The 12,721-nt window shown below is 58.5% G+C and carries 12 protein-coding genes; all 12 read left to right on the forward strand.

Annotation, left to right across the window (positions count from 1 at the left end):
* The first annotated feature begins 1 nt into the window (after position 1).
* The 12 genes from DC3_RS08045 to DC3_RS08095 are packed head-to-tail and all read left to right on the forward strand — an operon-like array spanning position 2 to position 12,708.
* Positions 2–442 (forward strand): phage tail protein, encoded by a 441-nt coding sequence (locus DC3_RS08045; protein WP_146883828.1) that lies wholly within the window; start codon positions 2–4, stop codon positions 440–442.
* Complete coding sequence (locus DC3_RS08050) at positions 435–1,190, forward strand: CIS tube protein (protein ID WP_222594722.1); 756 nt, start codon at positions 435–437, stop codon at positions 1,188–1,190. Before DC3_RS08045 ends, DC3_RS08050 begins: the two co-directional genes overlap by 8 nt.
* The gene (locus DC3_RS29065) at positions 1,187–1,354 is read left to right on the forward strand and encodes a hypothetical protein (RefSeq protein WP_186815911.1); all 168 of its coding nucleotides are present in this window, start codon (positions 1,187–1,189) and stop codon (positions 1,352–1,354) included. Before DC3_RS08050 ends, DC3_RS29065 begins: the two co-directional genes overlap by 4 nt.
* Entirely contained in the window at positions 1,351–2,400 is a 1,050-nt protein-coding gene (locus DC3_RS08055) for a phage late control D family protein (protein ID WP_146883830.1), read from the forward strand. The genes DC3_RS29065 and DC3_RS08055 overlap by 4 nt, the downstream gene beginning before the upstream one ends.
* A complete protein-coding gene (locus tag DC3_RS08060; RefSeq protein ID WP_146883832.1) occupies positions 2,400–3,044 on the forward strand; it encodes a phage baseplate assembly protein V in 645 nt (214 codons plus the stop codon). Before DC3_RS08055 ends, DC3_RS08060 begins: the two co-directional genes overlap by 1 nt.
* A 4-nt stretch (positions 3,045–3,048) precedes the next feature.
* Positions 3,049–4,545, forward strand: coding sequence for a hypothetical protein (locus DC3_RS08065; RefSeq protein ID WP_146883834.1), 1,497 nt, complete (start codon positions 3,049–3,051; stop codon positions 4,543–4,545).
* A 3-nt stretch (positions 4,546–4,548) separates the two neighbouring features.
* A complete protein-coding gene (locus DC3_RS08070) occupies positions 4,549–4,938 on the forward strand; it encodes a GPW/gp25 family protein (RefSeq protein ID WP_146883836.1) in 390 nt (129 codons plus the stop codon).
* Positions 4,938–7,058, forward strand: a complete 2,121-nt coding sequence (locus DC3_RS08075; protein ID WP_146883838.1) for a putative baseplate assembly protein — start codon at positions 4,938–4,940, stop codon at positions 7,056–7,058. The genes DC3_RS08070 and DC3_RS08075 overlap by 1 nt, the downstream gene beginning before the upstream one ends.
* 1 nt (position 7,059) lies before the next feature.
* On the forward strand, positions 7,060–8,358 hold the full coding sequence (locus DC3_RS08080; RefSeq protein WP_146883840.1) for a hypothetical protein: 1,299 nt from the start codon (positions 7,060–7,062) through the stop codon (positions 8,356–8,358).
* Positions 8,359–9,162, forward strand: coding sequence for a phage tail protein (locus DC3_RS08085; RefSeq protein ID WP_146883842.1), 804 nt, complete (start codon positions 8,359–8,361; stop codon positions 9,160–9,162).
* Positions 9,163–9,187: 25 nt separating this feature from the next.
* On the forward strand, positions 9,188–11,599 hold the full coding sequence (locus DC3_RS08090) for a hypothetical protein (RefSeq protein ID WP_146883844.1): 2,412 nt from the start codon (positions 9,188–9,190) through the stop codon (positions 11,597–11,599).
* Positions 11,596–12,708 (forward strand): hypothetical protein, encoded by a 1,113-nt coding sequence (locus tag DC3_RS08095; protein WP_146883846.1) that lies wholly within the window; start codon positions 11,596–11,598, stop codon positions 12,706–12,708. Before DC3_RS08090 ends, DC3_RS08095 begins: the two co-directional genes overlap by 4 nt.
* The last annotated feature ends 13 nt before the right edge of the window (positions 12,709–12,721 follow it).

Below are 12,721 nucleotides of genomic sequence, written 5' to 3' on the forward strand. Positions count from 1 at the left end.
CATGCAGATGTTTCAGACTTTCAATTTTCGGGTGGAAATCAGACTGCCAGAGAGCAGCCATCCCCTGTGTGAGGCGTCTTTCAGTGAGTGCGATGGCCTGGAGGTCACCCGCGAGGTCAAGAGCATCCGGGAGGGGGGCAACAACAGCACCCACCTGCGCCTCCCTGGAGGGGTCAGTTACGGTCAGGTGACCCTGAAAAGGGGCATGACCCGGGGCTTTGACCTCTGGAAGTGGTTTGACCAGTCGGTGTCCAGCCCGGGTCTCAGGGCCAGCATCGATGTGGTGATGCTCTCGGCGGCCCGTGAGGAGGCGGTGCGTTTCACCCTCACCCGTGCCCTGCCCGTGAAACTCAAGGCTCCGGCCCTCAATGCCCGAGACGGTGTGATTGCCATCGAGGAACTCGGGGTGCTCTTCGAGCGGATGGAGGTGCGTTATGCCTGAACTGCAGCAACTGGCCCGGGCCTACATGATCGAACTTGATGCCCAGAGCCACGAGAAACCAGACACCCGGATTGAGGTGCAGTTCAATCCTGAAACCCTCAAAGTCACCTTCGCCAACCAGGTGGCAAACCAGGACCAGGGTGGCAAGCAGAACAGTCCCCAGTTCGTGGGCAAGGGCAGCACCAAACTTGCCCTCACGCTTTACTTCGATGTGACCGGGGAACTCTCGACTTCGCTGGACAGCACCGCACAGGGCAAAGGAGAACCGAATTCTGGCACACGGGACGTGCGGCGGCTCACCCGCAAAGTGGCCCACTTCATCACTCCCCAGGAAATCAAAGAAGGCAAGGACAGAGGCAAATTTGCTCCTCCGAAAGTGCGTTTTCACTGGGGAAGCTTCCAGTTCGACGGCATCATGGAGTCGCTGGAGGAGAACCTGGACTTTTTTTCCCACGATGGCTTCCCCCTGAGGGCAAGCCTGACGGTGGGCCTCACACAACAGGAGATTCAATTTCAGATTGCCAGCAATCCTGCTGGCGCAGGGCAGGCAAAGCCTGGTGGGAAACCTGCCGGAACCACCCCGCAGACCCCGGCCAGAAAAGGGGGAAACCTGCCCCAGATGGCCGATCAGCAAGGAATGGGAGACGACTGGCAGAGCGTTGCACGGGGCAACAACATCGAAAACCCCCGGCAGCTCAAACCGGGTCAATTGATTGATTTCTCCCTCAGGAAGCAGGTGGACGGATGAGTGTGCAGATCAACGATTTTCAGGTGCACAGCGCACCAGATGCCAGCACCCGCTCTGCAGAGGGCACAGAACCCAGGCAGGACGCTGCAAAAGACCTCCTCAGAGCCCTGCGCAAAGAGCAGTCCCGCCGGGAACGCCTCAGGGTGGACGGGGGCCAGAAATGACCCTCATGGTCGCCCGACCCAGCCTGATCCTGAATGGGCAGGACAGTGTGTTGTTCAGGGAGAACCTCCTTGAACTTCGCATTGAGGATTCCCTGGAAGGCCTGTGCCGTCTGGAGGCCACCTTCAGCAACTGGGGGAACCGCCAGGGTCAACTGGGCTTTCTCTTCAGAAAGCAGGATGTATACTTCCAGACCCTGGTGCAGGTGAAACTGCAGGATACGGTGCTGTTTGAAGGCAGGGTCAGTGCACTTGAAGCAGGTTTTCCAGAAGGAGCGGGGCCAGAACTCACCTTCCTTGCAGAAGACGCCCTGAAGGACCTGCGGGTGCAGAAGAAAACCCGCACCTTCGAACACATGTCCATCACCGATGTGGTGCAGCAAATCGCCCGACAAAATGGTTTGCAGGCCCAGGTGGATGCCGCAACTGACACCCGTCCCCTGATCATGCAACTGGAGCAGACCGACCTAGGGTTCCTGCGGGACCTTGCGTTGCAGACCGGAGCCGAAATCATGTTCAGTGCAGGAAAACTGTATTTTCAGACGCGGGATCGCCGTTCCCCACAGACCCTCACCCTCAAAGTCGGGACAAACGTGCGGGACCTCACCATCACGGCGGACCTTGCCAACCAGGTGACAGGGGTGGAGGTGCATGGCTGGGATGTGACCGGAAAACAGGGCGTGAAAGAAAGCGCAGGGGATTCCGCTCTGGGGGCAGAACTTCAGGCAGACAGTGCCGCCAGCATCCTGCAGGCCCTGGGCCTGAACCGGGTGAAGTCACTGGCACTGCCCATCCAGATCAACGCCACGACAGCGAGAACCCAGGCCCAGGCCGAGTACCGCAGGGTGGCCCGCAGTTTTGTCACCCTGCACGGAGTGACCGATCCCGATCCGAAATTGAAAGTGGGCAACAAAATCGACCTGCAAGCCGCTGGAGAGGGCTTTTCCGGGACGTACAGTGTGACCTCCACCTGCTTCCGATTTGACTCCCTGTATGGTGCCCGCTTTGAATTCACCGCCCAGAGGCCTGACTTCGGAGGGGGGTTCTGATGGAACGCCTGTACGGGGTCTATCCTGCGCTGGTCACCGACAACAACGACCCGGATGGGCAGGGACGGGTGCGGGTGCGCTACCCGTGGGCCACTTCGGGCACAGAGGAAGCCTGGGCCAGACTGTCCACCCTGATTGGAGGCCCCTCCAAGGGCTCTTTTTTCATTCCTGAAGTGGACGATGAGGTGCTGGTGACCTTCGAGGCAGGAGATCCCTCCAGACCGTATGTGATCGGCTGCCTGTGGAACGGTCAGGACAGCCCTCCTGCACGGGTGACGGGTCAAAACGAGGTCAAGGTCCTGAAAACCAGGAGTGGCATGGAGATCCAATTCACCGAACGCTCTGGCCAGGAGGAAATCCTGATTCAGACCCCGGGAGGCCAGAGTGTGAAGCTCAAAGATGGACCGGGGAATGTGGAGGTGCGGGATTCCAATGGCAACAGCGTGAAGCTCGACCCTTCCGGAATCACGGTGAATGCTGCAGCGAAAGTGACCGTGACGGCCTCCAGCGTGGAGGTTTCAGCCGGGATGCTCACAGTCAATGCAGGGATGAGCAAATTCAGTGGTGTGGTGCAGGCCAACACCGTGATCACCAACAGCGTGGTCAGTGCGTCCTACACCCCGGGCGCAGGGAACATCTGGTGACCTCATGCAGAGCCAGATGATTTCCGCCCACGCATTGATCGGCCAGACCCAGTTCATGACCCAGTGGGTGAGCCCGTCTCCCACCTGGCCCACCCAGACCCAGAACACCATGAAGCGCCCATCCGTTCTGGTCTTTCATGATGATGCGTTCATGGACACCCTGATCCAGACGGCCCTGCAAAAACCCCAGGACCTCGACCAGCACCGGGTGAAAACCGCAGGTCAGAAACTCTTCCAGCCAGTGCATGGAGACTTTGCTCTGGTTGCGGCCAGCCTGGTGTGCTCTGGTGTCACCTTGCCAGAGCGCCAGACCCACCCGGAAAAGGGTGAACAGGTGGCTTTCGTGGTGCGTCGCCTCGTCAGCAACACCGAATACGCCTGGGTCAAAGGCCAGGGATGGGTGGTGGCAGACCTGCAGAAACCCAATGAGCAGGAAGACCTGCAGGGCCTTTTTCCAGTGGTTTGCGGCACAGGAGACCAGCAGCGCAGGATCTGGGCTGGACTGGTTCCCACCTCCAGCAGGGACACTTTTGTGTCTCAGGCTTTGCGTCCTGCCGGGTCAGATCTGGCAGCAGAAACCCAGCAATACGCAAACACCCTAGAGGGTGCCCCAAAGTACCCTGCCACCCAGCAATTCAAAGAACAACTGCAGCAGGCCCTCCTGAATTTCCGGGAGAAACAGCCAAGTCCTGCAGATCTGGAAGCCAGTGCCTTCTTTTTCTTTGATTTTCTGGACTGGTTTTCCAGGTATCTGCCTTCAGCATTGACCCTGATCGACAAAGGGACAGTGCCAGCAGACAATGACAAACTCAAACCCCTGTATCAGTTGCTGGTGTCCCTCAAAACCTCAGGAGGACCCACCTTCTGGGACGCCCTGAAGCAGGTGCGCGTTCAGCACAAGGCAGGGAATTTTGACCCCACCAACCACACCAATCTGAACCTGAGGACCAACAACACTGTCTCGTCTGAAGCTTCCGGGTCTGCACTCTTTGCTTTCTTCAATGCGGTTCCCCCAAAGGTGGATTATGCCCCCCTGTCTCTCCCCGATGTTCCAGTGCGGGATTCTCGCCTGAACAGCAAGGACAGTTTTGTGGTACGGATGTACTACCACAGACCCTACTGTCGTTTCCGGCCCCACCTGCTCTCTGAGCCCAGTTTGCCATTCACCATCGCCCCTTATTTTGATCCAGATGCCCCTGCAAGACCCATCCACATCACCATGCCCTCTGATGTCAGCATCCGGGGTCTGCGCAAATACCGCCGCAACGTGTCCATCGAAATGAGCAGCGACCTGCGCAAGAAAATCCAGCAGGTCACCCCGAAAGTGATGGAAGGAAAACTGGAGCAGGCTGTGGAATTCAATCTGGGCCTGATCTGCTCGTTTTCGATTCCGATCATCACCCTGGTGGCCCTCATTTTGCTGCTGGTGTTCGTGGTGGTGCTGAACATTGTTTTCTGGTGGCTTCCATTCTTCAGGCTCTGCTTTCCCATCAAGAGGTGAATCATGCGTGACACACTTTTAGGCACTGGACTGAAATTTCCCCCTGAAATCAAAGAGGGGCGCTTTGTTTACTCTTCGGGAACAGAGAACATCCTGCAGAACATCGAAATCATTCTGCGCACCGAGGTTTCTGAACGCCTGCGTGCCCCCGAATTCGGGGCTGGACTTGAACGCCTGCTCTTTGAACCCAACACCCCGGCCACCCACCACCTGATTGCCTCGAAAGTGGAGCAGGCCTTAAAGCAGTGGGAAAAGCGCATTGAGGTGCAGGAGGTGACGGTCTTCACCGATCCCGCAGATGAAACGGCAGTGGTGGTGCAGCTCCAGTACCGCCTGGTGGCCACCGGAGCCGTGTCAGACACCCGCTTTGGCATGCAACTCGGAGGTGCCTGATGCCCATCAAACCCCCGGTGATCGAGGACCGCAAGTACGCCGATCTGGTCCAGGAGGCCCTGGCTCGCATCCCGGTGCACAACCCCGAGTGGACCAACTTCTCGAAGGCAGACCCGGGAGTGACCCTGCTGGAACTCTTTGCCTTCATGACCGAAACCCTGCTCTACCGGGCAAACCTGATTCCGGAACGCAACCGCATGAAGTTCCTGTCCCTGCTCGGGGTGGGCCTGCAGGAAGCGAAAGCAGCTTCAGGCCTTGTGGCCCTGAAATCCGACCAGCTTGAACAGGTGCGCCAGGAAACCCTGCTCCGTGCAGGCAGCATTCCCTTCCGGGCCACCCATGCCCTCAAAGTCCTGCCTTTAGTGGGGAGGGTGTTCTACAAACAGCCCATTGTCGCCGACAGTGCACTGATGCAGGCTTATCAGGACCTGTACGCGTCCTATCCAGATCGGGAACTGATGCTGTATCAGGTGACCCCAATCCTTGATGACCTGCTCTCAAAAGTGGGCCCGAAGGACAGTGCAGATGGGGCTGTCTGGCTGGGACTTTTTCTGCCCGAGGGTTCAAAGGACACCCGTGAAACCTTCCTGAAGAAACACACTGGTGAAACCCTCACCCTCGGGGTGGTGCCCTCTTATGAACTGAAAAAGGTGATGGTGAACCAGAAACGGGACCAGTTGCCCTTCACGGTGGATGTCCCTGCCTTCCAGAAAGACCAGCTCACCTTCAAGACCCTTCCTGCGAGGCTGCTGCAGGACAGTGTGGCGGCCCCCTTCACCCTGGAAATCAAACTGCCAGCATTCGAAACGGACTGGAACGACCTGGACCCCCTGGAGGCCGGGGTGGGTCTGATGCCCCCTGACCTTGAGGACACCCAGCTCAGGGAAAAACTGCTGGGCTGGCTGCGGATCAACCTGCAGGGGAGTGAATTTCAGCTGTCTGCCCTGCAGGTGAATGCCCTGAAAGTCACCCAGGAAGAATGGGTGTACTCCGAAATCCTGCCCGATGGGACCGGAGAGCCCGACCAGATGGTGCGCCTGTCCCGCGCTCCAGTTCTTCCAGAATCTGTGGCAGTGCATGTGCGGGTTGGAACCGAGACCGAAACCTGGACGCGGGTCAGTGACCTGCATGAGGCCGCACCGGAGGTGATCCTGCCCGATCCTTCCCTTCCTCCCACGGTTCGCAAAGTTTACGAGCAGCAGAGCCGGGTTTACGTGCTGGATGCAGAATCCGGTGAGATCCGCTTCGGGGATGGACTTCGCGGCACCCGTCCACCCGTGCAGGCCCAGATCCGGGCCGATTACGCCTATTCGGTGGGTGCAAAAGGCAACCTCGGTGAAAAAGCCATCACCAGCATCGAACACCCGAAAGTCAAAGTGCTGCACAGTTACCCGACCTGGGGCGGTGCAGATGCAGAGAAAGTACAGGACGCGGAAAAACGCATCCCACAACTGTTTCAGCATGGCCAGCGTCTGGTGACTGCAGAGGACTTCAAAACCCTGACCTGCAGCATTCCGGGAATAGAAGTCGGGCGTGTTGAACTGCTCTCCCAGAAAGAAGAGGGAACGGTGCGTCTGCTGGTGGTGCCCCAACATGATCCTGCACACCCGGATGCACCTGTTCCAGACTCCATTTTTCTGCAAGCCGTGTGCAGGCATCTGGACGAAAGGCGTCTGGTGACCACAGAGGTGGTGGTGCATCCTCCCAGATACCGCTCCATTCTGGTGTCCATCGGGCTGGAACCCCGTCCTGGCGTCGCTTTCTCCCAGGTGCAAGACGATGTGAAAGCTGCCCTGAAGGCTTTCCTGTCTCCCTTGCCCTCTCAAACCCAGGCCGAATGGTCTCTCAAAAAGCCTGTGCGCGCGATGGAACTTCTGGCAACAGTGAACCGCGTCCCATCTGTGGAATTCGCGCAGGATGTGTTCCTTGGAGAGCTGGGCAACCCCCACCTCTCCACCCAGACCGTGAATCTGCAGGAAGACGAGTTTCCGCTGCTGGCCGCCCTGTCCATCAGTGTGGGCGACCCTGTACCTCTCGAAGACCTGACTCCGAGCACGCCGGACACTCCAGACCGCCTGCTGGTGTCTGTGCCGAGCAGCAAAGTGAAAGGATGCGGTTGAGGTGGACGTCAACGGCACCTGCTACCACCTGCTGCTGGGCCTGCAGGACTGGCAACGCAGCATCGGTGGCTTCCCCCTGGGATTTGATCAGGACACCCAGGTGGTCACCCTCGCCCCGGAAGTGTTCCACTTTCAGGCCCACCCGAACGACCACCAGCCAAAAGCCACCGATCTGCGCAGCATGGGGGCAGACGTCTGGGGCAATGTGTACCTGATTTCCGAAGACCGCAAAGCGGTGCACCTGATCCGTCCGGGCAGCAAAAACCCTGAGGTGTACTGGGTCGGCGAAGTGGCCCCTCCTGCACAGGAACATGGTGCATTCAGTGATGCTTCTGTTCCAGAAACCCAGAGTGTGCTGCTGAACAGCCTGGCCGTCACCGAAAGCCAGCGTCTGGTGGTGGCTGCAGACCACACCCTCTTCATGTTCGATCTGCTGGGGGGTGGACCTGCACAGGTGCAGCAGGTGAAGGCACCCCTGTCAGGTCAGATCCAGCACCTGTACCCCAGAAATGCAGCAGGCTTCTGGCTTCTTGAAACAAACCAGATGCAAAACTTTCTGTGGGCTTTTGATGCCCAGCTCAGGCCCATTCCTGTGGAAACCACCAGCGAGGAGGCCACCTTTGCAGAGCCCACTGAAAAGCGTGTGCTGCAAAAAACCACAGGCCACAGGCATGACCTCGGGCAGCAGGATGTGCTGCAGATGGTCTTTCTGGACGATGAAACAGGACTTTTTCTGACGTCTCAGGGTGTGTTCCGCTGGACCATCCAGAAGGGACTCGAAAAGCTTGAAGTGCACCTGCCCGACGGTTTTGCCCCTGGCTTTGCCCTGCATGGGCAGAAAGGGGCATTTTATCTGGTGGAAAAGCAGGGCAATCAGGCGCTGAAATTCCGTCTGGGAGAAACCAACCCGCAACCCTGCTACTTCCCGTTGCGCGATTACCTCGGCAAAGGACTGGTGCTGTCCAGAGGGCGCATCCACTACCACTCTGAAAATGGCATCCTGCCCCTCGCAGAGCAACCCAGACCCCGGTTCAAAACAACCGGGACAGTGCTCTACTGTTTCGATGGCAAGGAAACCGGGTGCGTGTGGCACCGCCTGTTTCTGGATGCCGACATGGAACCCGACACCCGCATTGAAATCCGCGCCTATGCCACCAACCAGGTCCTCAAACCCGGTCAGGCCCCGAAGACAAAATGGTTGAAACCCCAGCCTGCTCCCTATGTGAGGGGTCTGGGGAGGGAGATTCCCCTGGAACCCCATGACCAGGGTTTCCAGACCCTCGAAACCCTGTTTCAGTAGGTGGTCGGGCGGTACCTGTACCTGGAACTCACCCTGCACGGGTCAGGCCGCACCACCCCGAGAATCCGGGCACTGAGGGCTATTTACCCCAGGTTCAGTTACCTGCAGTACCTGCCAAAGATCTACCGGGAACTCTCTGCAGAGGACATCGAAAACAAAAGGGACATTCCCGAATCGGCGAGCCTGCTGGACCGCTTTCTGGCGAATACCGAGGGCATCCTCACCGACCTTGAAGGGCGCATGGCTGCCAGTGAGAAACAGCTGGACCCTCGAAGCAGTCCAGCTCAGGACCTGGAATGGCTGGCTTCATGGCTCGGCATCCGTTTCCCGGAGCACTTCAACGAGAGGCAGAAACGCTTCCTGATCCAGCATGCCCACACCCTGCTACCTCTCAGGGGCACACGCAGAGGACTGGAGATGTTGCTCAATCTGGCCCTTGATCCTTACCCGACACCACACACCCTAGACCCGGAATGCACCCGGGTGAAAGTGCTGGAGGACATCCGCACCCCTTCAAAATTCAGTGTGGTGATCCTGCTCCCAGAGACCGTGCCTGACCCCGAAATTCTGGAGCAGCAGGTTCAGGTGATCACCCTGCTGACTTCCCAGGAAAAACCTGCCCACACCAGCTTTGAAGTCTATTTCGACTGGGCCCTTTTCAAGGTGGGAACTGCCGTGCTCGGATCGGGCACTGCTCTCAAGAATGTTCCCGTTTCCCGGCTGCTCCCCAGCCTGATTCTGGGCCGCAACCCGCTGCTGGCCCGACTGTGGGACGCCCGCACCGACCCCAGATGGGTGCTTTGACCCCATTCAAATTCCAGGAGGACCGATGAAAACCTGCACAGACACCCTCATGCATCCGCTGACCAGCTTCACCAAGCACGTGTATTTCGCCGAAGGCATGGTGCTTGGGGAAGACGATTTCACCCAGGAATTCGCCTACCTCTCCGGCCACCAGCACCTGCTGAGCCGGGGAGCCCTCGGGTACGGCACCCTCTGTGGTTTGCAGGTCAAGTATGAATCTACAGAGGTGAAAGTCACCCCCGGACTGGCCCTCACCCCGACGGGTGAACTGGTGCGGGTGCCCAGATTGCAATGCGCGAGCCTGTCCACCTGGCTCAAGAAACAGAGTGGGGTGAAAGACGGAGAGCAGCACCTGTACGTCACCCTTGAGTACCGGTCCTGTCCCACCGATGAGGAACCTCTGCCCTCACAGCCCTGCCGCACCGCCCAGGAAAGCCTGGTCCCGAGCCGCTGGGAGGATGATTTCATTCTGGATTTCTCCTTCACGCAGCCAGACCACAGGCTTTACAGGCTGGAACACGAATTCTCAGCATGGCTCCGGGAAAAAGTACGGGCCCGCAACCTGCAGGAGGAAGAGCTCCCGCAAGGCACCGTTCAGCAACTGGTTGCTGTGCTGCAACAGAACCTGAAACCCGACCTCGGCTCTGGCATCGAGGCTTACCTGCAAGGCATTCTGACATCCCTTCTGGACGGCGAAGGCCATCTGAGTGTCCCAGAAGTGGTGCTGGACGAGGTGTTCCAGGCCCTCACCACCTACTGGGTCACCACCCTCAGGCCTGCGGCCCTGGATGCAGAAGCCACCCCGGATGGCATGCCCCCCAGACAGCATGCCCTGCTGCTGGCAGAACTTGTGGTGGATTACCAGGCTGGAACCGTGAACAGTGTGCAGATCAACGAGGGTTCGCGCCCTGTTCTGCTGGATCTGGGCATGCTCACCGCCTACCTGCAGCAGGGAGAGGACCGTTTGCTCTACGGTGAGGTAACAGGACCCACCCACAACACCAAAGTCTCCAAAATTCAGACTTATGACGTGTACCCGGATGCAGAGGTTCGCGAAAAAGACGAGCCCCTGACCTTCCTGGGCCTCAAGGACAACGTGTGGCAGGCCTCGCCCTTTCCTGAACTCGTGGGAGATGTCACCGGGAACATCAAAAGCACTTTCCTGTCTGCGATTCAGGGGGTACCCGTTGACCATGCTGCCAGTGAGAGCAACCAGCTTCTGGTGACCACTTACCTGGGCAGTGCTGAATCCGAGGAAGACCCCCTGCGTCTGGTGTGGGTGCCCAGAAGCGCCCCCACTGGAGATGTGGTGCTGGATTTCGAGAACGGCAATGCCATGGTGGTGGGCCTGCAGGGCCACCACGTTTCAGACCAGACCCCCGACTACAACCAGATTCTCAAGTACACAGGTTCGGAGTGGGTTCCGGTGTACCTGGGTGGGGATGTCACAGGTGACCCGCAGAACAGCCAGCTTTCCGCCATTCAGGGGGTGAAGGTGTGGGGACCTGCTGCACAGGGAAACCAGATCCTGCTCACCCAGTACCAGGAAGGGGAGACCCTGTACTGGACCCCTGTGAACCTTCCCCATGGAGACATCCAGCTCGATTTTGCCCAGGAAAAGGCCACTGTGACAGGGCTGAGGGGCACCCCCCTCAGGGATCAAGCTCCTGACAACAGCCAGATTCTGGTTTTCACTGGAGAGGACTGGGCTCCAGTCAACATTGCTGGAGATGTCATTGGTGACCCGCAGAGCACATTCATACGCGCCCTCCAGGGGATCGAGGTGCAGGGCACACCCACCAAAAGCGACCAGACCCTGGTCAGTGTCAGCCTCGGGAGCAACGAGGGCTTCGTCTGGCAGGTGCGCGATCTGCCCGCAGGAGGGGAAGCTTCCGACCTCAAAGGGGACGTGCAGGGCAACCCCCAGCAGACCAGCGTGAAAAACCTGCAGGGCGTGCCGCTTGATGCGAAACCCTCTCGACTGGGGCAGGTGCTCATGAGTGTGGAATCTGCCACAGGGATGGCCTGGGCAGCACATGACCTTCCTCGCAGCAGCAAAGGCGATTTTGTTCGGACCGTTCCGGACCAACCTTATGGGCTGTATGCCGCAGGAGTGATTTACCCACAGAACTTCAATCCCCAGGACCTGTACAACATCAAGGGGTTTGAGCCAATGGGATACGGCAGGATGATGGTGTACTTCGGGCCTTACCAGCATGATGGCGGCCCCTTCCAGTATGTGGTGAAAGTCAGCACCCAGAGCCGTGAACCCCAGTTCTCCCACATTCAGGTCATTGAGCCTGTCAACCCTGAAGGTGTGATGCTGCAGTTGTTTGGTTCTCAGGGCGGAGAGATCGTGCCAGTGGACACCCAGCGCTTTGGATACGACTTTGCCATCCACCTCGAAGTGAATTACTACCCGGTGAATGCCCGATGAACACCCTGCTTGATGAATTCATTGCTGCACCGAGTGCTGCCATCCCGCACTTCTTTAACGGAAGGGCCCTCAGTGCCGAGGACCTGAAACGCCTGTACACCGCCCTCGATAACCTCGATGAACGCTTCGCCCTCTTGCACGGGGCGGGGATTGCATCTGGCCTAAATGTGACCTTGCAGTCCGAAAGCCTGAAGATCTCCCCGGGATGGGGCTTCACCCGACTCGGGACTCCAGTGATTCTGGAATCCCAGGTGATCCTCAACATCAAAGACATCTTCATTGAGACCGATGATGGCGAATTCAAGAACTGCAGCGAAGGCCTCTTCCTGTCCGATACCGTGCAGGAAGGGCGTGTTTACATCCTGACGGTCACCCCCAGAGAACGCCTGGAAGGTCGGGCACCCATGTTCGGAATGGGGGGTGCGCCTGGCAAATGCAATTACAAGGACCGCATGCCCGGAGTGGTGTTCCGACTCCACAGGTGGGCCGATGCAGAGAAAAAGCTTGGCCTGATCGCCCCTTCCCGTTACCAGAACGCCCTGGCGCACCTGTGTTTTGGCACCCCCACCGACCCCGCTCAGATCAACTCCACCCAGGATGATTTCTGGACGGAACTCCTCCCCAGAGACCCTGTGCGGGACCTCATTCCACAAGATGAGGAACCTCTGGCCCTGCTGCACACCCTTGCCTCAGGCTGGATGCTGGATGAATGGGCCGTGCGGCGCACCCTGTACCCCTCCCTGCTGGAGCGCATGAACGAGAAACAGATCTGGTCCAGAAACCACGCCATGGTCCAGCAATACCACCTGCAACTCGAACAGATGGTCAAAGGCAGTGGGGGAGACCCCACCTCCCTGCAGGCCAGTGATTTCGAGAATGCCTTCCAATTTTTGCCTCCGGTGGGCATCCTGCCTGCCCACTTCAACACCTCAGCACAGCAGGTGCTGACCCGCAGTGGAGCCCGCAGGCTGTTCCATGAGGCCCTGTGCAGCGGAGAGGGGTTCGAAGCGCAGCAATACCGGTTCTTCCAGACCTTCTTTCTGGATTTCAGTTCCCGCTGGATGCTGTTCTTTCACTCGGCCCTCTATCCCTACTCCAACCTGACCTGATTTCAGGCATTTC

The sequence above is a fragment of the Deinococcus cellulosilyticus NBRC 106333 = KACC 11606 genome, from assembly GCF_007990775.1.
Classification (GTDB): Bacteria; Deinococcota; Deinococci; order Deinococcales; family Deinococcaceae; genus Deinococcus_C; species Deinococcus_C cellulosilyticus.

Bases quoted from the DNA above. Each gene is read 5' to 3' on its own strand.
- DC3_RS08045 (WP_146883828.1), top strand. From the start codon at position 2: ATGCAGATGTTTCAGACTTTCAATTTTCGGGTGGAAATCAGACTGCCA.
- DC3_RS08050 (WP_222594722.1), top strand. From the start codon at position 435: ATGCCTGAACTGCAGCAACTGGCCCGGGCCTACATGATCGAACTTGAT.
- DC3_RS29065 (WP_186815911.1), top strand. From the start codon at position 1,187: ATGAGTGTGCAGATCAACGATTTTCAGGTGCACAGCGCACCAGATGCC.
- DC3_RS08055 (WP_146883830.1), top strand. From the start codon at position 1,351: ATGACCCTCATGGTCGCCCGACCCAGCCTGATCCTGAATGGGCAGGAC.
- DC3_RS08060 (WP_146883832.1), top strand. From the start codon at position 2,400: ATGGAACGCCTGTACGGGGTCTATCCTGCGCTGGTCACCGACAACAAC.
- DC3_RS08065 (WP_146883834.1), top strand. From the start codon at position 3,049: ATGCAGAGCCAGATGATTTCCGCCCACGCATTGATCGGCCAGACCCAG.
- DC3_RS08070 (WP_146883836.1), top strand. From the start codon at position 4,549: ATGCGTGACACACTTTTAGGCACTGGACTGAAATTTCCCCCTGAAATC.
- DC3_RS08075 (WP_146883838.1), top strand. From the start codon at position 4,938: ATGCCCATCAAACCCCCGGTGATCGAGGACCGCAAGTACGCCGATCTG.
- DC3_RS08090 (WP_146883844.1), top strand. From the start codon at position 9,188: ATGAAAACCTGCACAGACACCCTCATGCATCCGCTGACCAGCTTCACC.
- DC3_RS08095 (WP_146883846.1), top strand. From the start codon at position 11,596: ATGAACACCCTGCTTGATGAATTCATTGCTGCACCGAGTGCTGCCATC.